The organism is Streptomyces sp. NBC_00028, assembly GCF_045041065.1.
Classification (GTDB): domain Bacteria; phylum Actinomycetota; class Actinomycetes; order Streptomycetales; family Streptomycetaceae; genus Streptomyces.
On sequence record NZ_CP108293.1, the window covers coordinates 3374944 to 3395118 of the forward strand.

A 20175-nucleotide genomic window follows, 5' to 3' on the forward strand; every position below is an offset into this window, starting at 1 on the left:
CCGGAAATCGCCGCAACCTTCACGCACCCCCCATGGCCGATATGGCCGATTCCGCCCCCGTAGGCGTCCTTGTGGTGACTTCACGCCCCACGAGAGGCTGCAAGTGGCGTACCGGTCACCCGCCGGTGACTCCTGGCGCACCACGACCGCCGTACGCCGAGTCGAGGAGGGGAACTCACACCATGGCACGGACGCGAACCCGGCGTCTGCGCCGGGCGGGGGTCTTGACCGCGGTGACTTGTGCCGCCGCGTTTTCGGCCAGCACCCTGCCCGCGCACGCCGCACCTCAGGGGCGGATACTCGGCGCCGGAGCCCCCGGCTCCGTCGGCGGAAGTTACCTGGTGACACTCAAGGGGGATACGCAGGCTCCGTCGTCGGCGGGACAGAGCATCGCCGAGAAGTACGGGGCGAGAATCAGCCACACCTACGGCACGGTCCTCAACGGCTATGCGATCAGGGCCGACGAGAGACAGGCGAGGCTCCTCGCGGCCGACTCCCGGGTCGCCTCGGTCGTCCAGGACACCCGGGTGAGCCTCGACCGCACCCAGCCGAACCCGCCGTCCTGGGGCATCGACCGCGTCGACCAACGGGATCTGCCGCTGGACAAGAGCTACACCTGGCCGAATTCCGCGGGCGCCGGCGTCACGGTGTACATCATCGACACCGGCATCCGCATCTCGCACAAGGACTTCGGCGGACGGGCCGGATACGGCTGGGACTTCGTCGGCGACGACAAGTACGCCGGTGACGGCAACGGCCACGGCACGCATGTCGCCGGTACCGTCGCGGGCAGCAAGTACGGAATCGCCAAGCAGGCCAAGGTCGTCGCCGTCCGCGTCCTCGACAACGCCGGATCCGGTACGACGGCCCAGGTCATCGCCGGCATCGACTGGGTCACCCGGCACGCCAGGAAGCCCGCCGTCGCCAATCTCAGCCTCGGCGGCTACCACAACGCCCAACTCGACGCCGCCGTACGCAACTCGATCAAGTCCGGTGTCACCTACGCGGTCGCGGCGGGCAACGACGGGCTGCCGGCCGGCCTCTACTCCCCCGCGGACGTGAAGGAGGCGATCACGGTCGGCGCGACCGACTCCACGGACACCCGGGCGAGCTTCTCCAACTACGGCTCCGCCCTTGACCTGTTCGCCCCGGGCGTCGCGATCACGTCATCTTCCAACAAGGGCGACAGCGCCAAGGCCACCTACTCGGGTACGTCGATGGCGACCCCGCACGCCGCGGGCGCCGCCGCGCTCCATCTGTCCGACCACCCGAAGGCCACGCCCGCTCAGGTGTCGAAGGCGCTGGTCACGCTGGCGGCGTCCGGCGAGATCTCCGGACGCGGGCCGGGTTCACCGGACAGACTCCTACAGGTTCCTGGCCCGTAGCACTTGTGCGCGAGGCTGCGGGCACGCTCGGCGAACACCGGCCCCGTTCGTTTCGGACGGGGCCGGTCTTGTGTGTAGACATACGCGTGAGTAGTTAACAAAGTGCCGGATTGCCCACCCGAATAGGGTGGGAAGGCTCCTCCGGTACACCCCCAGCCACATCACGGGACCACACGGCACCACTCGGGATCACCACGCAGGACCCACCTCCCCACAGCCATCCGCCCACCCCCAGTTGACGCGGACAGGAGCGGTCATGCCCGCCACGCACCACTCGTCAGCACCCCCGACGTCCAGCACCCGGCCCGCCGTCACCGGGCCACCGTCCCCTCCGGAGCCACCCTCCGCGGACGGCACACCTGACATCGGCCGGATACCTGTTCTGGACGTCCGCCCGGTCGTCCAGCGAGGCCGCCGCCCAGCCAAGGCCGTCACCGGCGAGACCTTCCAGGTCACCGCGACCGTGTTCCGCGAGGGCCATGACGCGGTCGCCGCCAACGTCGTCCTCACCGATCCCGAGGGGCGCCCCGGCCCCTGGACGCCGATGCGTGAACTCGCCCCCGGCACCGACCGCTGGGGCGCCGACGTCACCCCGGGCTCGACGGGACGCTGGACCTTCCACGTGGAGGCATGGGGGGATCCCATCGCCACCTGGCGCCACCACGCCGGCATCAAGATCCCGGCCGGCATGGACACCGAACTGGTCCTGGAGGAGGGCGCGCGCCTGTACGAGCGGGCCGCCGAAGGCGCTCCCAAGGGACAACGCAAGATCCTCCGAGCCGCCGTGACCGCCCTCAGGGACGACTCCCGCCCGGCCACGGCCCGGTTGGCGGCGGCGTTGACGCCGGAGGTGGACGCGGTGCTGGCCGCGCATCCGCTGCGGGAGTTCGTCACCGCCTCCGAGCCACTGCCCCTGCTGGTGGAACGGGAACGGGCCCTGTACGGCTCCTGGTACGAGTTCTTCCCCCGCTCCGAGGGCACCCCCGAACACCCCCACGGCACCTTCCGCACCGCCGCCCGCAGGCTCCCCGCGATCGCCGCGATGGGCTTCGACGTCGTCTACCTCCCCCCGATCCACCCCATCGGCACGACCTTCCGCAAAGGCCCGAACAACACCCTCTCCGCCGGCCCCCAGGACGTCGGCGTGCCCTGGGCGATCGGCTCCCCCGAGGGCGGACACGACGCGATCCACCCGGACCTGGGCACCATCGAGGACTTCGATTACTTCGTGAGTGAAGCCCGCAGGCTTGATCTCGAAATCGCCCTCGACTTCGCGTTGCAGTGCTCCCCGGACCACCCCTGGGTCCACAAACACCCCGAGTGGTTCCACCACCGCCCCGACGGCACCATCGCCTACGCCGAGAACCCGCCCAAGAAGTACCAGGACATCTACCCCATCGCCTTCGACGCCGACATGGACGGCCTGGTCGCCGAGACCCTGCGGGTCCTGCGGCACTGGATGGACCACGGAGTGCGGATCTTCCGCGTCGACAACCCGCACACCAAACCGGTCCTCTTCTGGCAGAGGGTGATCGCGGACATCAACACCACCGACCCCGACGTCATCTTCCTCGCCGAGGCCTTCACCCGGCCCGCGATGATGCGCACCCTGGGGCAGATCGGCTTCCAGCAGTCCTACACGTACTTCACCTGGCGCAACACCAAGCAGGAACTCACCGAGTACCTCACCGAGCTGTCCGGGGAGGCCGCCGCCTCCATGCGGCCCAACTTCTTCGCCAACACCCCCGACATCCTGCACGCCTACCTCCAGCACGGCGGACGCCCCGCCTTCGAGGTCCGCGCCGTCCTGGCCGCCACCCTCTCCCCCACCTGGGGCATCTACAGCGGCTACGAACTCTGCGAGAACACCCCCCTCAGGGACGGCAGCGAGGAATACCTCCACTCGGAGAAATACCAACTCCGCCCCCGCGACTGGGAATCGGAGAAGGACAACATCACCCCCCTGATCACCCGCCTCAACCAGATCAGGCGGGCGAGCCCCGCCCTCCGGCAGCTGCGCGATCTGCACTTCCATCACGCGGACAAGGAGGAGGTGATCGTCTACTCGAAGCAGAGCGGTTCGAACACGGTTCTGGTGGTGGCCAACCTCGACCCCCACCACACCCAGGAGGCCACGGTCTCGTTGGACATGCCGCAACTCGGCCTGGAATGGCACGAGTCGGTGCCGGTGCGCGACGAGCTCACCGGCGAGACCTATCACTGGGGCAGGGCGAACTACGTGCGTCTCGAACCGGGTACTCGTCCCGCGCACATCCTCACCGTCCTGCGACCGTCCACCCCGCAGATCGGAGGGTCACCCACAACATGATCGTCAACGAGCCCGTCCCGGACACCTTCGAGGACACCCCGGCCAAGGACCGGGACCCCGACTGGTTCAAGCGCGCCGTCTTCTACGAGGTGCTCGTCCGTTCCTTCCAGGACAGCAACGGCGACGGCGTCGGCGACCTCAAGGGCCTCACCGCCAAACTCGATTACCTGCAATGGCTGGGCGTCGACTGCCTGTGGCTTCCGCCCTTCTTCAAGTCGCCGTTGCGCGACGGCGGTTACGACGTCTCCGACTACACCGCCGTCCTGCCCGAGTTCGGTGACCTCGCCGACTTCGTCGAGTTCGTCGACGCCGCCCACCAACGCGGCATGCGCGTCATCATCGACTTCGTCATGAACCACACCAGCGACCAGCACCCGTGGTTCCAGGAGTCGAGGCGGGACCCCGACGGCCCCTACGGCGACTACTACGTCTGGGCCGACGACGACAAGCAGTACCAGGACGCGCGGATCATCTTCGTCGACACCGAGGCGTCCAACTGGACCTTCGATCCGGTCCGCAAGCAGTACTACTGGCACCGCTTCTTCTCCCACCAGCCGGACCTCAACTACGAGAACCCGGCGGTCCAGGAGGAGATGATCTCCGCCCTGCGCTTCTGGCTGGACCTCGGCATCGACGGCTTCCGGCTCGACGCGGTGCCGTACCTCTACCAGGAGGAAGGCACGAACTGCGAAAACCTTCCGGCAACCCATGAGTTCCTCAAACGGGTCCGCAAGGAGATCGACGCGTCCTACCCGGACACGGTGCTGCTGGCGGAGGCGAACCAGTGGCCCGAGGACGTCGTCGACTACTTCGGCGACTACCGGTCCGGCGGCGACGAATGCCACATGGCCTTCCACTTCCCCGTCATGCCCCGCATCTTCATGGCGGTACGCAGGGAGTCCCGCTACCCGGTCTCCGAGATCCTCGCCAAGACCCCGGCCATCCCCTCCAGTTGCCAGTGGGGCATCTTCCTGCGCAACCACGACGAGCTGACGCTGGAGATGGTCACCGACGAGGAACGCGACTACATGTGGGCCGAATACGCGAAAGACCCGCGTATGCGCGCCAACATCGGCATCAGGCGAAGGCTCGCCCCGCTCCTCGACAACGACCGCAACCAGATCGAGCTCTTCACCGCTCTCCTGCTGTCCCTGCCCGGCTCGCCGATCCTCTACTACGGCGACGAGATCGGCATGGGCGACAACATCTGGCTCGGCGACCGCGACGCCGTCCGCACCCCCATGCAATGGACCCCGGACCGTAACGCAGGCTTTTCCTCCTGTGACCCCGGGCGGCTCTATCTGCCGACCATCATGGACCCGGTCCACGGCTACCAGGTCACCAACGTCGAGGCGTCGATGGCGTCGCCCTCCTCGCTGCTGCACTGGACCCGCCGCATGATCGAGATCCGCAAGCAGAACCCGGCGTTCGGCCTCGGCTCCTACACCGAGCTCCCATCGTCGAACCCGGCGGTGCTCGCCTTCCTGCGGGAGTACGAGGACGACCTGGTCCTGTGCGTGCACAACTTCTCCCGGTTCGCACAGCCCACGGAACTGGACCTGAGCACCTTCAACGGGCGGCACCCGGTGGAGCTGTTCGGCGGGGTGCGATTCCCGGCCATCGGTGAGCTGCCGTACTTGCTGACGCTGGCAGGGCACGGTTTCTACTGGTTCCGGCTCCGCAAGGACGCCGCCTGAGAGACCCGGCGGGGCGGCGGATTCCCGGTTTCTCCCGCCCCGCCCTGGGCACGCATCAGTAACACCCCGACCACCCGGGGAAAGGACGCGACGCCATGTCGGAAGCCGTCATCCGTACTGCCACGACACATCCGGGCCTGCTTGCGTCACTTGATCCGCTGCTGCGGGAATGGCTGCCGCGGCAGCGCTGGTTCGCCGGCAAGGGCCGTCCGATCACCGGCTTCACGCTGGTCGCGGCAACCGAACTGCTGCCCGCCGACCGCAAGCTGGGCCTGTACCACCTGCTCGTCCAGGCCCATCAGCCGGCCGCGCCCTGGGACTGCTACCAGCTCCTCATAGGCGTGCGCGAGGCGCTGCCACCCCATCTCGCGCCCGCGCTGATCGGCCATGTGGAAGAGGGCCCCCTCGCCGGACGCACGGTGTACGAGGCCCTGTACGACCCCCGGCCCGCCGAGGTGCTCCTGGAGGCGCTGCGCTCCCGGACCCGCATCGGCGGGCTCCGCTGTGAACGGGACCCCGGCCAGGAGATCCGGTCGGGTCTGGTGCCCCGCGTGATGACCGCCGAGCAGTCGAACACGTCGGTCGTCTACGGAGATACGTTCATCCTCAAGCTGCTCCGCCGGGTCGTTCCGGGCGTCAACCCCGATCTGGAGCTGCCGCTGGCGCTGGCCCGCGAGGGCTGCCCGCGGGTACCGGCACCGACGGCGTGGATGAGCGCCGAGCTGGACGGGGAGTCGTACGTCCTCGGCGTGCTGCAACCCTTCGTCAAGGGCGCGGCGGACGGCTGGGAGCTGGCGCTGCGCGAGCTGGCCAAGGGCGAGGACTTCAGCGCGGAGGCGCGGGCGCTGGGGCGGGCCACCGCCGAGGTGCACACCGCGCTCGCCGGCGCCCTGCCCTCGGTGACGCTCGGCGCCGCTCAACTGCGCCTCCTGGTCGACGGCATGATCGAGCGCCTCGACGCGGCCGTCCAGGCGGTGCCCGCGCTCACGTCGTACGGCCCCGGGCTGCACTCGGCGTTCAGCGCGCTGGCCGACCTGGCCGCGGAGGGCCGTACCTGGACCGCGCAGCGCGTCCACGGCGATCTGCATCTCGGCCAGTGTCTGCGCGCGCCCGACGGGCAGTGGTCGCTGATCGACTTCGAGGGCGAGCCGTCCAAGCCGCTGGCCGAACGGCGGATGCCGCAACCACCCGCCCGGGACGTGGCCGGCATGCTCCGCTCCTTCGACTACGCGGCGCTCTCCGCCGACCCGCCGGCGCCGGGCTGGGCCCACGCCTGCCGGGCCGCGTACTGCTCCGGATACGCCGAGGTCAGCGGCGCGGACCCGCGGACCGACCCGGTCCTGCTGCGCGCGTACGAGACGGACAAGGCGATCTACGAGGTCGTCTACGAGGCCAGGCACCGCCCGGACTGGCTGCCGGTGCCGCTGGCGGCGATCGAGCGGTACGCCACATCCGACCTGTTCTGACTTCACGCTCGCCGAGGAGGCTCCCCCGTGACTCCGCCCACGCCCAGCGGATCGGACCCGAAGAAGAAAGCGACAGCGAAGAAAGCGATAGCCAAGAAGGCGGCAACGAAGAAGGCAACAGCCAAGGACGCAATAGCCAAGAAGGCGACGGCCAAGAAAGCCACGGCCAAAAAGGCGACAGCCAAGAAGGTGACAGCCAAGAAAGCGGCAGCCGAGAAGACCACCGCGAAGGCGAAGAAGACCGTCGCCCCGAAGCCCGCCCCGCTGCCGGAGGCCCCCGTCTCCCCCGCCATCGGCGCGGACGACCGCGACCGTCTCCTCTCCGCCACCCACCACGACCCGCACTCCGTCCTCGGCGCCCACCCGGTGCCCGGCGGCACGGCCTTCCGCGCCTTCAGGCCGTACGCCCTCTCCGTCACCGTCCTCGCCGACAACCTGCGCGCCGAGCTGCACGACGACGGGGACGGGTTCTTCAGCGGTCTCCTCCCGCTCAGGGAGGTCCCGGCCTACCGGCTGCTGGTGACGTACGAGGGCTCGGAACAGGAGATCGAGGACGCGTACGGCTTCCTGCCCGCCCTCGGCGAACTGGATCTGCATCTGATCGGCGAGGGGCGGCACGAGGAACTGTGGCGGGCGCTCGGCGCCGAGCCCATGACCCACCAGGGCGTGACCGGCACCCGCTTCACGGTGTGGGCGCCGAACGCCCGCGGCGTCAGCCTGGCCGGCACCTTCAACTTCTGGGACGGCACGGGCCATCCGATGCGCTCGCTGGGCGGCTCCGGCGTCTGGGAGCTGTTCGTGCCCGGCATCGGCGAGGGCGAGCTGTACAAGTTCGCGATCACGCGTCCGGACGGTTCGAGGACCCTGCGGGCCGACCCGCTGGCCCGCCGCACCCAGGTCCCGCCCGAAACGTCGTCCATCGTGCACGCCTCGCACCATGTGTGGCAGGACGCGGCCTGGCTGGAGTCCCGGGCGGCCGTCCCCGCGCACGAGGCGCCGTTCTCGGTGTACGAGGTCCATCTCGCCTCCTGGCGCCCCGGCCTGACCTACCGCCAACTCGCCGAACAGCTCCCGGCGTACGTCAAGGACCTCGGCTTCACACACGTCGAGCTGATGCCGGTGGCCGAGCATCCCTTCGGCGGCTCCTGGGGCTACCAGGTCACCGGGTTCTACGCCCCGACCGCCCGCCTCGGCACCCCCGACGACTTCAAGTTCCTCGTCGACGCCCTGCACCAGGCCGGGATCGGTGTGCTGATGGACTGGGTCCCGGCCCACTTCCCGCGTGACGACTGGGCGTTGGCCGAGTTCGACGGTCGGCCGCTGTACGAGCACGCGGATCCGCTCCGTGCCGCCCACCCCGACTGGGGCACCCTGGAGTTCGACTTCGGCCGCCGTGAGGTGCGCAACTTCCTGGTCGCCAACGCCCTTTACTGGTGCGAGGAGTTCCATATCGACGGGCTGCGGGTGGACGCGGTGGCGTCCATGCTCTACCTGGACTACTCGCGCGAGCCGGGCCAGTGGCTGCCCAACGAACACGGCGGCCGGGAGAACCTGGACGCGGTGGCGTTCCTCCAGGAGATGAACGCGACGGTGTACCGGCGGGCCCCGGGCGTGGTCACCATCGCCGAGGAGTCCACGGCCTGGGACGGTGTCACCCGGGCCACCCACCACATCGGCCCGGGCGGCTTCGGCGGCCTCGGTTTCGGCCTGAAGTGGAACATGGGCTGGATGCACGACTCGCTCGGCTACGTCCAGCACGAGCCGGTGCACCGCAAGTACCACCACCACGAGATGACCTTCTCGATGGTCTACGCCTACAGCGAGAACTACGTCCTGCCCATCTCCCACGACGAAGTGGTGCACGGGAAGCGGTCGTTGGTCTCCAAGATGCCGGGCGACTGGTGGCAGCAGCGCGCCACCCACCGCGCCTACCTCGGCTTCATGTGGGCGCACCCCGGCAAGCAACTCCTCTTCATGGGGCAGGAGTTCGCCCAGGGCGCCGAGTGGTCCGAGGCGCACGGGCCGGACTGGTGGCTCCTCGACCCGGCATACGGCGCCGAACCCGACCATCGCGGCGTCCGTGACCTGGTCCGCGACCTCAACGTCGTCTACCGCCACACCCCGGCGCTGTGGCAGTGCGACACCAATCCCGACGGTTTCCAGTGGGTCGTCGGGGACGCGGCGGACGACAACGTCTTCGCCTTCCTGCGCTACGACGCCGAGGGCACGCCCCTGCTCGCGGTCTCCAACTTCGCCCCCGTCGTCCGCCACGACTACCGCCTCGGCGTCCCCGACGACATCCCCGCCTGGCACGAGGCCCTCAACACCGACCTCGGCAGGTACGGCGGCAGCGACGTCATCAACCCGGACGCCGTGAAACCGGAGGCCACCCCGTGGCACGGCCGCCCGGCCAGCGTCCAGCTGACGCTTCCGCCCCTGGCAACGGTCTGGCTACGGCCCGCGTAGCCGGCCGAGCCGCTCGGTAGAGTCGCCCGGTCGGGGTCATTCACGGGGAAATCGGGGGCGGCACGTGCGGTCCGGAGACATACGCGGGGCGGTCATGGCCGCCCTGCTCAGCACACTCGCCGTCCTGCTCCTCGGCGCGTGCGGGACGCAGGTGGCCGGTCAGAACGGGCCCACCCCGTCGGCCACCGCCCTGCCCTGGACGCTGTCCGCACCCATCGACGTCACCAGCGCGACCCTCAGCTCCGACCAGCGCACGGTGACGCTCGCCGCGACGGTGCCCAGCGGCCCGAAGCCCTGTGTGCGGAACCTCAAAGCGGTCCTCACCGAGCCCGTGCGGAACACCGTGCACGTCCAGGTCACCTACGACTCACCGTCGGGCGACCGAGCCTCCGGCTGCACGAGGACCACCACGGCCAAGGCCCGGGTCGAGCTCACCGAGCCGCTGGGGAAGGACGAGCTGGTGGTCGGCTACCCCGGCACCGTCTTCACCGCCGACGGCGCCACCCCGCCCGCCCTGCGCCTCTGCGGCGACCTGGGCTGCACACCCCCGGCCACGGGCTGCACCACCGGCTCCTACGAGCAGGCGGTGTACGCGGTCGACGCGCCCGCGCACACCTACCGCGACGCGGAGCACTGCGACGGCAAGTGGCTGGTCCTGGACCTCTCCTGGCGCACCGGCCCGGTCTGCGGCGACCCGGCGGACAGCGCCTGCACCTCCCGGCTGGGCGACCGCTGGTTCTACAAGGCCGAGAAGCCGGGCTGGAAGCCGTTCTTCCGGACGACGGAAGGGGGCTGCCAGGCCGTGCGGGACAGGGAGCCGGACTTCCCGACCGCCCTGTGCGCGTCCCTGGAGCCCCTCGCCCCGTCGCTGCACCCGACCTACTCCCCCTCACCCACGGCGAGCCCGTCCTCCTGAACCGCCAGCGCCTTCGGCAGCCGCCCGGTGTGCAGCACCCCCAGCCGCTGCGTGGCCCGCGTGAGCGCGACATAGAGATCGCTGGTCCCGTACAGCCCCGGTTCGACCACCAGCACCGAGTCGAACTCCAGGCCCTTGGACTGGCGCGGTTCGAGGAGTACGACGGTCCGGGTGAGGTCGGGCTCGGCGCCCGCCGTGACCCCGTCCAGCTGGGCCGCCAGCCTGCGGTGCAGATGGCGCGGGGCGATGACCGCGAGCCGGCCCTCCGCGGGGGTCAGCTCCTCGACCGCCTTGGCGACGGCGCCGGGCAGGTCGTCGGTGGCGCGGACCCAGGGCCGTACACCCGTGGAACGGACCGAGCTCGGCGGTTCGAAGTCCGGGTTCTCGGCCCGTACGACGGCCGCCGCGAGGTCCATGATCTCGGCGGGGGTGCGGTAGTTGACGCCCAGTCGGGTGTGCTCCCAGCGGTCCGCGACATACGGCTCCAGGATGTCCGACCAGGAGCCGACACCGGCCGCCTCCGCCGTCTGGGCCGGGTCGCCGACCAGGGTCATCGAGCGGGTCGGGCTGCGCCGCATGAGCAACCGCCAGGCCATCGGCGACAGTTCCTGCGCCTCGTCGACGATGATGTGGCCGAACGCCCAGGTCCGGTCGGCCGCCGCGCGCTCGGCGGCGCTGCGGTGGTCGTCCTCCTCCTGCCGCTCGGCGAACCGTTCGGCGTCGATGATGTCGTGCGCCGACAGCACCTCGGAGTCCTCGTCGTCGATGTCCTCGAACTCATAGGTACGGGAGGCGTACGACACGTCAAGGACGCCCTGCGCATAGGCGACCTGCGTCTCCCGCTCCTGCTCGGCGCGGGCCCGCGCCACCCGCTCGTCCACGCCGAGGAGTTCGGCGGCCTCGTCGAGCAGCGGTACGTCCGCTACCGTCCAGCTCCGGGTCACCGGGCGGCGGATCGCGGCCGCGTCCTCGTCGGGGAGGTAGCCCACGGGATCGGCGAGGAAGTCCGCGACCAGCCGCTGCGGGGTGAGCCGGGGCCACAACTGGTCGATGGCGGCCCATACTTCGGGGTTCTCGGCGATCTCGTCCCGGATCTGGGTGACGTCGGCCGGGTCGAGGAGGCTGCCGCCGTCGTACGGGTCGGTGCCGACCCGCTCGGCGTACAGCTCGGTGAGCGTGTTGAGGATGTGGCCCTCGAAGTGCTCGCGCGCCACGTTGTGCGGCAGCCGCGCGGCCCGGGTCTGCTCCCGGGCCACCTTCACCAGCCCGTCGTCGAGCATCAGCACCTCCCGGTCGTGCTCGATCGCGATCACCGGGTCGGGCAGCGCCTGCCAGTCGCGTACGGCGTCGGCGAGGACGTCCGCCATGTCGGCGCGCCCCTTCACCGCCGCCGCGGCCCGGGTGTCGGTGGCCGTCGCCCTCACCCCGGGGAACAGCTCCCCGACCGTCGCGAGCAGCACGCCCGTCTCGCCGAGCGAGGGCAGCACCTCGCCGATGTAGCCGAGGAAGGCGGGGTTGGGGCCGACGATCAGCACGGCGCGCTTGGCGAGCAACTCCCGGTGTTCGTAGAGCAGATAGGCGGCGCGGTGCAGGGCGACGGCCGTCTTGCCGGTGCCCGGTCCGCCCTCGACGACCAGTACCCCGCGGTGCGGGGCGCGGATGATCTCGTCCTGCTCGGCCTGGATGGTCTGCACGATGTCGTGCATCCGGCCGGTGCGCGCGGCGTCCAGCGCGGCCAGCAGCACGGCGTCGCCGGTCGGGTCCTCGTGGCCGGTGCGCTCCTGGTCGCCGAGGTCGAGGATCTCGTCGTGCAGGGCGGTGACCGTACGGCCCTCGGTGGTGAGATGGCGTCGGCGCCTGAGCCCCATCGGGGTGTGGCCGGTGGCCAGATAGAAGGGCCGGGCGACCTCCGCCCGCCAGTCGATCAGGACCGGGGTGCGTTCGGCGTCGTCCGTGCGCAGTCCGATACGGCCGATGTGATGGCTGGTCCCGGACGTCAGGTCGATCCGGCCGAAGCACAGCGAGCCGTCGACCGCGTTGAGCGCGGCGAGCAGCCCGGAGCGCTCGGCGACCAGGATGTCCCGCTCCAGCCGGGCCTGCATGGGCGTGTTGCCCTGGGCGAGGGCGTCGGTGACTCCGACCTCGGTGTCTGCGCGCAGGGCGTCCACGCGCGCGTACAGGGTGTCGATGAATTCCTGCTCACCGCGAATTTCATCGCTGTTTGACAATTCCACTCCCACGCCGATATACTGTGCCTACTGAACTTCTCCGCGACTCAATTCCCGTAAAGTCGCGAACCATTGAGTGTAAGCAAAATAATCCCCCCGGCGCAATTGCCGGGGGGATTCTTTCGTTATGGCGGAATCAGATCACGTCGGCGATCTCCTCGAGCAGCCGCCGCTTCGGCCGGGCCCCCACCATGGACTTCACCGGCTCACCGCCGCGGAAGACCATGAACGTGGGCATCGAGAGAACCTTGTAGGCGTTCGTGGTCAGCGGATTGTGGTCCACGTTCAGCTGCACCACCTTGAGCCGGTCCGCCTCCTCGGCGGCGAGCGCGCGCAGCACCGGCCCCATCTGCCGGCACGGCGGGCACCAGTCCGCCGTGAACTCCACCAGCACCGGCAGCTCGGCCCCGATCACCTCGTCCGCGAAGTCCGCGTCCGTCACATCCATCACAGTTCCTGCCCTCCCAGTTCGCACAGGGGCGGCTCGCCCCCGGCCGTGGCCAGCCGCACGCCGATCTGCGCCCGTACCGCCTGGAGCTCGCCGATCAGCTCGTCCAGCTCCGCCAGCTTGCGGCGGTAGACGTCGATCGAGGCGGGACAGGTGTCCCCCTCGGGGTGACCGGCCTGCAGACACTCCACGAACGGCCGTGTCTCCTCCAGGTCGAACCCGAAGTCCTGGAGCGTCCGGATCTGCCGCAGCAGCCGCAGATCGCTCTCGTCGTAGGTCCGGTATCCGTTGCCGCCCCGCCGGGCGGGCAGCAGCCCGCGTGACTCGTAGTACCGCAGCGTCCGGGTCGTGGTCCCGGCCCGCGCGGCCAGCTCGCCGATGCGCATGTCCACGAACGTAGTCCTTTACGCCGACGTCAAGGCAACAGTGGCTTCCGCTCCACCGGGGAGGTCAGCACGATCGAGGTCGTGGTGCGGCCGAGGGCGGAGACCTCTTCGAGCACCTCCTCCAGATGGACGGTGTCCCGGACGGCGACCTTGAGGATCCAGCAGTCCTCGCCGACCGCGTGGTGCACCTCGATGATCTCCGGGCGCTCGATCAGCTCCAGGGTCCTCGGATGCTTGAGGTTGTAGCCGCCGTGCGGGTTGACCCGGATGAACGCCTGGATGCCGTACCCGAGCCGGCTCGGCACCACATGGGCGCCGTAGCCGCTGATCACGCCCGCTGCCTCCAGCCGCCGCACCCGCTCGGTGACGGCCGCGGGACTCAGCCGGACCCGGCGGCCCAGCTCGCTCAGCTTGATGCGGCCGTCAGTCTGGAGCAGCTGGAGGATCTCCCGGTCCAGCGCGTCGAAGCCCGCCGAGGTTTCGCCGGCGGCGGGGCGCAACTGCCGAGGTTCTTTCGGTGCCGCGGCCTGAACTCCCATGGTTCCCCCTTCAGGACGTGGGTGTACGCCGGGAGAATTATGGTCATGGAAAAGGCACGAGAGGTACTGGTCATCGGCGGCAGCCGCTATTTCGGCAAGCGGCTGATATCGCGGCTGCTGGCCGCCGGGGACCGGGTGACGGTCCTCAACCGCGGCTCGTCGGCGCCGCCGCCCGGTGCGGTGCATCTCGTGGCCGACCGCGACGACGAGCAGTCCCTTCGGGAAGCCCTCGGTTCGCGCACGTTCGATGTCGTCGTCGACCAGGTCTGCTACACCCCGCGCCAGGCGGCGCTCGCCCGCCGGGTCTTCACGGGCCGCACCGGCCGCTATGTGATGACGTCGACGGTCGAGGTGTACGAGTACGAGGACTCCCTCGCGCCCGTACGGGAGGACGCCGTCGATCCGTCGACGGTCGCGGTCGATCTCGAACTCCCCTGGGGCGACCCGGAGTTCCTGGACTCCCACTACGGCGAGGGCAAGCGGCAGGCGGAGGCGGTGTTCGCGGCCGCCCCCGACTTCCCGTACGTGGCCGTGCGCGTGGCCCATGTGCTGGGCGGCGCCGACGACTTCACGGGACGCCTCGATCACTACGCCGCCCGGATCCGGGCCCGCGAGCCGATCGCGGTGCCCTTCTCCAACCAGCCCGCCACCTACATCCACGTCGAGGAGATCGCCGATTTCCTGGCCTGGACGGTGGGCGAGGACTTCACGGGCCCCATCAACGCGGCCTCCCACGGCCTGTTGACCACCGTGGACCTGTGCGAGGCGGTCGTCGCGCGGATTCCCGAGGGCAAGGTCATACTCCAGCTCGTCGAGGTCGGCGAGGTCTCGCCGTTCTCCTTCTTCCGCTCCTACGGCATGGACAACTCCCGTGCCACACGGCTCGGTTTCGTCTTCCGCGCCGCACCGGCGTGGCTGTCGGCGGCGGTGGCGGAGACCCTCGGAAAGGACGGCGACTGACATGCGGTACCGCACTCTCGGCGACCTGAAGGTGAGCGCAGTAGGCCTCGGCGCGATGCCGCTGTCCATCGAGGGCAGGCCGGACGAGGAGCGTGCCCTGGCGACCGTGCGGGCGGCGCTGGACGCCGGGGTGACCCTCTTCGACACGGCGGACTCGTACCACCTGCCCGGCGCCGAACCCGGCCACAACGAACGACTCGTGGCCTGCGCCCTGGCCGGCGCCGACGTCCTGATCGCCACGAAGGGCGGCCGGGGCCGGCCGGCCGACGGCAGCTGGACGGTGAACGGCGACCCGCGCCACCTCAAGCGCGCCGCCGAGGGCTCCCTGAAGCGGCTCGGCGTCGAGGCCATCGGCCTCTACCAGCTCCACAAGCCCGATCCCGCCGTCCCCTTCGAGGCGTCGGTCGGCGCGCTGCGCGAACTGCTCGACGAGGGCAAGATCCGGCTGGCCGGCGTCTCCAACACCGACGTCGACCAGATCCGGGTGGCACACGGCATCCTGGGCGACCGCCTGGTCTCGGTGCAGAACCGCTACTCGCCCGAGGTCCGGGACAGTGAGGCCGAGTTGCGGCTCTGCACGGAACTCGGCCTCGCCTTCCTCCCCTGGAGCCCGCTGGGCGGCCTCTCCCGCAGCTCGCTGGACGGCCCGTCGGGCCTGACGGGTTCCGTCCGGTTCGGCGCCTTCCACGAAATAGCGGCGGAACGCGGGGTCAGCCCGCAACAGGTGGGCCTGGCCTGGCTGCTGGCGAAGTCACCGACCGTGCTCCCGATCCCCGGGGCCAGCCGCCCGGAAACGATCCGGGACTCGGCGGGCGCGGCGGAACTGATACTGAGCGGGCGGGAGCTGGCGCAGCTGGAGCCGCTCGGTCAGGGCCTGTCGGACAGGCCCTAGTCCTCGGTCCACTCCTCGTCCTCGATGTCCCTCGCGCCCCGCACTCCCAGCAGCCTGCGGGTCAGCCGGTCGCGGTCGGACAGCAGCTCGTCGAGGGCCTCGCGGACATCGCCCGCCTCGGTGCGCGCCGACTCCCTCTCGGCGGCGATCAGCACGGAGCGGCGTACGAGCTCCTTGGTGAAGGAGGCGGTCGTGCCGTCGGTGCGGGCCACGACCTCGTCCGTGATCTCCCCGCCCAGGCCGAGTCCACCCCCGTACAGCGCCAGCAGGGCCGCGCGGCCCTCGGCGTCCGGGAGCGGGATCTCGACGGCCAGGTCGACGCGTCCCGGGCGCTGGACGAGGGCGGGTTCCAGCAGGTCGGCGCGGTTGGTGGTGAGGAGGAAGGCGACATCGGCGTCGTCGCCGAGGCCGTCCATCTCGTTCAGCACCTGGAAGAGCAGGGGCTGTTCACCTCCGCCGTAGTCGCGGGCCTCGGCGATGAGGTCGCAGTCCTCCAGGACGACGAGGGCGGGCTGGAGCATCCGGGCGAGGGAACAGGCGGGGCCGATGGCCGAGATGCTCTCGCCGGACAGGATCACCACGGTGAACTGCGGCAGGTGGGACAGGAGATACCGGAGGGTGTGGGTCTTGCCGGTGCCGGGCGGACCGTACAGCAGCAGGCCGCGGCGCAGGTGCTGACCGGCCGCGAGGAGCTGCTCCCGGCGCCGGGCCACCCCCACGACCTGGCGCTCCACCCGCTCCAGCAGCCCGGCGGGCAGCACGATGTCCTCGCGGGTCAGACCGGGGCGGCGGTGGAAGCGGAACGGACCGAGGCCGTGCCCGAACTCGGAGCCCTCGAAGGAGAGGACCTGGCCGCGGAAGACGTTGTGCGCGCGCACGAGCACGTCCACCTCGGCGAGCAGCCGGTCCGCGAACTCCTTGTCGGCGGCGAGGACTTCGACCTCGACCTTGTTGCGTCCGTACTCGTCCTGCGGGCCGCGCAGCAGGACGGCGAACCGCTCCTCGCCGTCCGTACCGAGGTAGAAGCCGCAGGAGACGCAGGCCAGTTCGGCGTCCGGGGAGACGGGCAACTGGGCGTAGTCGACGGCGCCGACGACGAAGCGGTCGTAGCGGTCGGCGGCGTCGATGATGTCGCCGAGGGTGAGTTCGCCGTGGTGCTGGGCGCCGCGCATGCCGATCAGCTCATGGGTGCGGCCGTCGGCGGCGAACCAGCGCTCCAGGGCGAGATGGACGTTGGGCAGTTCGAAGGAGGCGTACGCGGCCTTCACCACCGGGCGGTCCGTGGGGGCCGCGCCGAGATGGTCGCGGAGGCGCTTGGCGAGGTCGCGGCTGCCGTCGGGGTCGGCGCGTCCGGGGCGGGCGACGGCCATGAGGAACTCGGAGAACAGCTCGTTGATGCGGTTGATCGACAGGGGTGAGGGTTCCCGGTGCTCGCCGTACCTCGCCTCGTACTCCTTGCTGCCGAGGATCTCCACATCGCCCGGTTCCCCCATGCCCACCTCCGTGTGTCGCGACCGCCCACGACCGTGCCCGTCGTGGCTCTCCAGCCTGGGCCCTCGCACGACGGCGGGTCAAAGCATTTGGGGCAACTGGTCGCGAAGAGCCCGGAAAGGGACAGGGCATGTCACGGCGTCACCAGGGAGTCGCGTCACCGGGGAGTCGTGACCCCCGTCCACGGCTCCCCGGTGCGCCCCGCCCACTCGCGGGCCGCCTCCGGGCGGCCGGTGAGCAGCAGGAGCAGGGCGGCGATCGGGCCCCGGATCTCGTCCCCGGCCCCGCGCGTCCACTCGATGTCGGTGGCGACGAGCCGCGCCTTGGGCAGGGGCCACGGCCGGGGCGGGAGCCGCATGGTGCAGACGCGCTCGGCGGCGGCGCGGGCGGCCGTCGGCGACACCTCGCGCTCCCGGCCCAGCGCGAGGGCGATGTCCTGGCCGTGGACGAGGAGGTCGAGCAGGGGCTCGTGGGGTGAGGTCATGGGCGCGAGGCGCCGGGAGCCGATGATCGACCGCAGATGGCCGACGATCACCTCACCGGGGGCCTCGGCCTCACGCACGGCCGTGTCATGGATCATCCGGTTCCAGTTGCCGCGGGCGCGGATCATCTCCCGTACGGCCTGCCCTCGGGTGATACGCGCCGCGAGGGTCAGATGGGCGGCCACGTCCCGCACCCGCCAGTCCCCGCACCGCGTGAGTGTCTCCCACTCCTCGGCGTCCAGGCTCTCCAGCAGGTCCGCGAGGCTCGCGCGCTCACGGTCGACGACCTGCCACAACTCGTCGGTCTCCAGCATGACGCCCATGGGAATCACCCACTCAAGTGGTAAGCTTCTCTGACCAAATTAGTCAGAGTCTCTGACCAAAGTCAAGCAGATCAGGACAGACCGAGGGAGCGTCGACGATGGTGGCGGAGAGCGAGCTCAACACGGGCGTGCTCCTGTTCCTCCCGTACCGGGCGCTGGAGAACCGTGTCTTCGCCGCGCTCGCCGAGGCCGGTTTCGACGACTTCACCCCCGCCCAGGCCCGGGTCATGCAGCGCATCGGCCCCGACGGCACCCGGCTGACCGAACTGGCCGAACAGGCCCAGATCACCAAGCAGACCGCGGGCTTCCTGGTCGACCAGCTGGAGAAGGCGGGCTATGTGACCCGGACACCGGACCCGACGGACAAGCGGGCCCGACTGGTGTGCGGGGCACGGAAGGCATGGGAGGCAAAGGAGGTCGCCGACGGGGTGGTGGCCGAGGTGGAGAGGGAGTGGGAGGAACACCTGGGCAAGCGGCGCATGAAACAACTACGGGAGGCGCTGACGCTGCTGCGGGAAATCACCGACCCTTGGGCCTGACACCCTCCCGCCGGGTTCGGTCGCCGAACAGGACCATATCCAGCCGTCGCCGAACAGGAACACAGCCAGCCGATGCTCACCGCCGTCCTCGCCGTCGCCGGCACGCTCCTCGGATCGATAGTCACCGGCACGTTCCAGCACCTGTCGGCCGGCCGGGCCGAACGGACGGCCGCCGCCGAACAGCTGCGCCGCGAGCGCCTCGAAGCGGTGACGACCCTCGCCTCGGCCGGCTCGGACCATCGCCGGGCCCTGCGGATGCGCGGTCTCGCCCGGCTGCGCGGTGCCGACGAGGCGGAACTGGAGGAACTGCGCGCCAGGTCCCACGCCACCCGCTCGGCCATCACCCGCCCGCTGGTCACCCTGCGGCTCCTGATTCCCGATCCGCGGGTCCACGCCACCGCACAGGAGATGGTCGTGGCGACGTACGACATGGTCGACGCGGCCACCAGCGCCGAGGCGCTCGACGCGGCACAGGAAGCGGCCCGAGCCGCACACGACCGTTTCGTGGAGGCGGCCGCCGCCTACTTCCGCCCGGCCTGAAGGGGTAATGGCCGCCGCCGCTTCCGCCCGCCCGGACGCCTACGGCCGTGGCCCGACCTCCGCCCCGCCCGGACGCCTACGGCCGTGGCCCAACCTCCGCCCCGCCCGGACGCCTACGGCCGTGGCCCAACCTCCGCCCCGCCCGGACGCCTGCGGCCGCCTCCTACCTCCGACCCGCCTCGGTCGGTGCGGTCGCCGCCTCCTCCACCTCCAGCAGTGAGGCGCCGCGTCGTTCCTCCTCGAAGGCTCGGTGGCCGCCGCGTAGGCCGAACAGGCGCTTGGTCAGGAGGATGTAGAGCACCGCGAGGATGTTCAGCACCAGGGTGCCGATCTTCAACCAGCTGATGTGCTCGGTGAGTTCGTAGATTTCCAGGGGGAGGAAGGCGGCGGTGGCGACGACCGTCAGATATTCCGCCCAGCGCTTGGCGTACCAGAGGCCGACCGCCTCGACCAGCTCGATGAGCGCGTAGGCCAGGAGCAGCACCGCCACCAGGAGCAGGGTGTTGTGCCGGTACCCGAAGGTCTTCTGGATGGTGCCGACGACCGGTGAATGGTCGAGGTCGTAGTGGAAGTGCCGGAAGACGGGGCGGAAGACGTCGAGATACTCGTCGAAGAGCCGGCGTACCGCGTCCTGGGAGTTGCTGAACTTCCACACGGCCGCCGCGACCAGCACGATGAACACCCCGCGCACGCCCCGCTCGATCGCGAGGAAGCGCAGCACGAACAGATCCCGCAGCACCTTGCCGCGCGGCACGAGGGGCGCCTCGGCGGCCGGACCCGAGCCATGCGGCTCCCCGAGCACGAAGTCACCGCAGCGCAGACAGCGCCAGACCTCGCCGAGTGCGGTCTCGGCACGCAGCCGGATCCGCAGCCGGGGGTCGTCCGGCGCGTAGGTCACATGGCCGCGGCGCGCACACGTCCGCCGGTCCCAGTCGATCGTCATCCCCCGTGCCTCTCCACCGAAAAAGCCTGCCGCGCCTGTAGGGGGCAGGCGCGGCAGGCTAGTGGGGGCGGGTAAGAGTTCGGTGAGGCCACGGCCCTCGCGGTGGTGTGGCCCGGGCGGCTGAGCGACGGGGGAGTTACTCAGC

The 20175-nt window shown here is 70.4% G+C and carries 17 protein-coding genes; 10 read left to right on the plus strand and 7 right to left on the minus strand.

The genetic code is table 11. The annotated features are described in order from the left end of the window. Positions 1–182: 182 nt before the first annotated feature. From OG885_RS14730 to OG885_RS14755, 6 genes are all read left to right on the plus strand, one after another. Positions 183–1385, plus strand: coding sequence for a S8 family peptidase (locus OG885_RS14730; protein WP_405731071.1), 1203 nt, complete (start codon positions 183–185; stop codon positions 1383–1385). 256 nt (positions 1386–1641) lie between these two features. Beyond that, positions 1642–3714, plus strand: coding sequence for an alpha-1,4-glucan--maltose-1-phosphate maltosyltransferase (locus OG885_RS14735; protein ID WP_405731073.1), 2073 nt, complete (start codon positions 1642–1644; stop codon positions 3712–3714). After that, the gene (treS, locus tag OG885_RS14740; RefSeq protein WP_405731075.1) at positions 3711–5411 is read left to right on the plus strand and encodes a maltose alpha-D-glucosyltransferase; all 1701 of its coding nucleotides are present in this window, start codon (positions 3711–3713) and stop codon (positions 5409–5411) included. The genes OG885_RS14735 and treS overlap by 4 nt, the downstream gene beginning before the upstream one ends. Before the next feature lie 95 nt (positions 5412–5506). Then, entirely contained in the window at positions 5507–6877 is a 1371-nt protein-coding gene (locus OG885_RS14745; RefSeq protein ID WP_405731077.1) for a maltokinase N-terminal cap-like domain-containing protein, read from the plus strand. A 27-nt stretch (positions 6878–6904) separates the two neighbouring features. Further along, positions 6905–9343, plus strand: coding sequence for a 1,4-alpha-glucan branching enzyme (glgB, locus tag OG885_RS14750; RefSeq protein WP_405731079.1), 2439 nt, complete (start codon positions 6905–6907; stop codon positions 9341–9343). A 64-nt stretch (positions 9344–9407) separates the two neighbouring features. Continuing rightward, positions 9408–10259, plus strand: coding sequence for a hypothetical protein (locus tag OG885_RS14755; RefSeq protein WP_405731081.1), 852 nt, complete (start codon positions 9408–9410; stop codon positions 10257–10259). Here OG885_RS14755 and OG885_RS14760 read toward each other — a convergent pair. The 4 genes from OG885_RS14760 to OG885_RS14775 form a co-directional block, all read right to left on the minus strand. Next, positions 10223–12469, minus strand: a complete 2247-nt coding sequence (locus OG885_RS14760; protein ID WP_405742733.1) for a HelD family protein — start codon at positions 12467–12469, stop codon at positions 10223–10225. The two genes, OG885_RS14755 and OG885_RS14760, sit on opposite strands and share 37 nt — an antisense overlap. A gap of 154 nt (positions 12470–12623) precedes the next feature. Beyond that, complete coding sequence (locus tag OG885_RS14765) at positions 12624–12938, minus strand: thioredoxin family protein (RefSeq protein ID WP_399948122.1); 315 nt, start codon at positions 12936–12938, stop codon at positions 12624–12626. After that, on the minus strand, positions 12935–13321 hold the full coding sequence (locus tag OG885_RS14770; protein WP_329344077.1) for a MerR family transcriptional regulator: 387 nt from the start codon (positions 13319–13321) through the stop codon (positions 12935–12937). Before OG885_RS14770 ends, OG885_RS14765 begins: the two co-directional genes overlap by 4 nt. A gap of 29 nt (positions 13322–13350) precedes the next feature. Continuing rightward, complete coding sequence (locus tag OG885_RS14775) at positions 13351–13860, minus strand: Lrp/AsnC family transcriptional regulator (protein WP_405731083.1); 510 nt, start codon at positions 13858–13860, stop codon at positions 13351–13353. A gap of 45 nt (positions 13861–13905) precedes the next feature. Between OG885_RS14775 and OG885_RS14780 the strand changes: the two genes are divergently transcribed. Together OG885_RS14780 and OG885_RS14785 are read left to right on the plus strand one after the other, a co-directional pair. After that, entirely contained in the window at positions 13906–14820 is a 915-nt protein-coding gene (locus tag OG885_RS14780; RefSeq protein WP_405731085.1) for an NAD-dependent epimerase/dehydratase family protein, read from the plus strand. Between the two features lies 1 nt (position 14821). Then, positions 14822–15712, plus strand: a complete 891-nt coding sequence (locus OG885_RS14785) for an aldo/keto reductase (RefSeq protein ID WP_405731087.1) — start codon at positions 14822–14824, stop codon at positions 15710–15712. Here OG885_RS14785 and OG885_RS14790 read toward each other — a convergent pair. Both OG885_RS14790 and OG885_RS14795 read right to left on the minus strand, forming a co-directional pair. Beyond that, the gene (locus tag OG885_RS14790; RefSeq protein ID WP_405731089.1) at positions 15709–17205 is read right to left on the minus strand and encodes an AAA family ATPase; all 1497 of its coding nucleotides are present in this window, start codon (positions 17203–17205) and stop codon (positions 15709–15711) included. The two genes, OG885_RS14785 and OG885_RS14790, sit on opposite strands and share 4 nt — an antisense overlap. Before the next feature lie 155 nt (positions 17206–17360). After that, complete coding sequence (locus tag OG885_RS14795) at positions 17361–17999, minus strand: maleylpyruvate isomerase family mycothiol-dependent enzyme (RefSeq protein ID WP_405731091.1); 639 nt, start codon at positions 17997–17999, stop codon at positions 17361–17363. A gap of 107 nt (positions 18000–18106) precedes the next feature. Between OG885_RS14795 and OG885_RS14800 the strand changes: the two genes are divergently transcribed. Both OG885_RS14800 and OG885_RS14805 read left to right on the plus strand, forming a co-directional pair. Then, on the plus strand, positions 18107–18547 hold the full coding sequence (locus OG885_RS14800; RefSeq protein ID WP_405731093.1) for a MarR family winged helix-turn-helix transcriptional regulator: 441 nt from the start codon (positions 18107–18109) through the stop codon (positions 18545–18547). 72 nt (positions 18548–18619) lie between these two features. Continuing rightward, the gene (locus OG885_RS14805; protein ID WP_405731095.1) at positions 18620–19087 is read left to right on the plus strand and encodes a hypothetical protein; all 468 of its coding nucleotides are present in this window, start codon (positions 18620–18622) and stop codon (positions 19085–19087) included. A 163-nt stretch (positions 19088–19250) separates the two neighbouring features. Here OG885_RS14805 and OG885_RS14810 read toward each other — a convergent pair whose 3' ends face one another. Further along, positions 19251–20030: a DUF2127 domain-containing protein gene (locus OG885_RS14810; protein WP_405731097.1), complete on the minus strand. Its 780-nt coding sequence runs from the start codon at positions 20028–20030 to the stop codon at positions 19251–19253. Between the last annotated feature and the right edge of the window lie 145 nt (positions 20031–20175).

Excerpts from the sequence above, each read along its gene's own strand:
- OG885_RS14795 (WP_405731091.1), bottom strand. The coding sequence starts at position 17,999 with ATGCTGGAGACCGACGAGTTGTGGCAGGTCGTCGACCGTGAGCGCGCG.
- OG885_RS14735 (WP_405731073.1), top strand. The coding sequence starts at position 1,642 with ATGCCCGCCACGCACCACTCGTCAGCACCCCCGACGTCCAGCACCCGG.
- OG885_RS14800 (WP_405731093.1), top strand. The coding sequence starts at position 18,107 with ATGGTGGCGGAGAGCGAGCTCAACACGGGCGTGCTCCTGTTCCTCCCG.
- OG885_RS14745 (WP_405731077.1), top strand. The coding sequence starts at position 5,507 with ATGTCGGAAGCCGTCATCCGTACTGCCACGACACATCCGGGCCTGCTT.
- OG885_RS14790 (WP_405731089.1), bottom strand. The coding sequence starts at position 17,205 with ATGGGGGAACCGGGCGATGTGGAGATCCTCGGCAGCAAGGAGTACGAG.
- OG885_RS14785 (WP_405731087.1), top strand. The coding sequence starts at position 14,822 with ATGCGGTACCGCACTCTCGGCGACCTGAAGGTGAGCGCAGTAGGCCTC.
- OG885_RS14780 (WP_405731085.1), top strand. The coding sequence starts at position 13,906 with ATGGAAAAGGCACGAGAGGTACTGGTCATCGGCGGCAGCCGCTATTTC.
- OG885_RS14770 (WP_329344077.1), bottom strand. The coding sequence starts at position 13,321 with ATGCGCATCGGCGAGCTGGCCGCGCGGGCCGGGACCACGACCCGGACG.
- OG885_RS14775 (WP_405731083.1), bottom strand. The coding sequence starts at position 13,860 with ATGGGAGTTCAGGCCGCGGCACCGAAAGAACCTCGGCAGTTGCGCCCC.
- treS (WP_405731075.1), top strand. The coding sequence starts at position 3,711 with ATGATCGTCAACGAGCCCGTCCCGGACACCTTCGAGGACACCCCGGCC.
- OG885_RS14810 (WP_405731097.1), bottom strand. The coding sequence starts at position 20,030 with ATGACGATCGACTGGGACCGGCGGACGTGTGCGCGCCGCGGCCATGTG.
- OG885_RS14730 (WP_405731071.1), top strand. The coding sequence starts at position 183 with ATGGCACGGACGCGAACCCGGCGTCTGCGCCGGGCGGGGGTCTTGACC.
- OG885_RS14805 (WP_405731095.1), top strand. The coding sequence starts at position 18,620 with ATGCTCACCGCCGTCCTCGCCGTCGCCGGCACGCTCCTCGGATCGATA.